We start from the raw sequence: 413 nt of genomic DNA, 5'->3' as shown, positions 1-413 counted from the left end.
GGACGAACCATCTTACCAAAGAGTTCAGACCAACCACCGTTCTTCATCTTGGCCTGTTCTTCGATTTGCGACAATTCTTTATCAACTGCCGCCGTATCGTGCTTGTTCATGGTATCTAACACTTCACGCGCCTGATCAGAGTGCCCCGTTTTAACCAAGAACCGAGGACTTTCTGGCAGGATCAGACCACCCAAGAACAACAGAGCCGCTGGAATCGCCGCGAAGCCTAACATCCAACGCCAACCCGTGTAGATCCCGGCCCAAGCATAGTTGGTGATGTAGGCAAACAGAATCCCCGTCATCACCATCAGTTGAAACAGACTGGACATGGTCCCCCGCTTGTCAGCAGGTGATAATTCCGCCAAATACGTCGGAATCAGCGCTGACGCTGCCCCCACGGCCATCCCTAAGAT

General features: G+C 52.5%; 1 protein-coding gene. It reads right to left on the bottom strand.

The annotated features are described in order from the left end of the window. The coding region (locus HF569_RS12180; protein WP_168902622.1) for an MFS transporter at positions 1 to 413 on the bottom strand (413 nt) is incomplete at both ends.

This window comes from Levilactobacillus tujiorum, assembly GCF_012641185.1.
Classification (GTDB): Bacteria; Bacillota; Bacilli; order Lactobacillales; family Lactobacillaceae; genus Levilactobacillus; species Levilactobacillus tujiorum.
The sequence above is the reverse complement of the archived record's forward strand: the minus strand, read 5'-3'. Positions and strand labels throughout refer to the sequence as shown.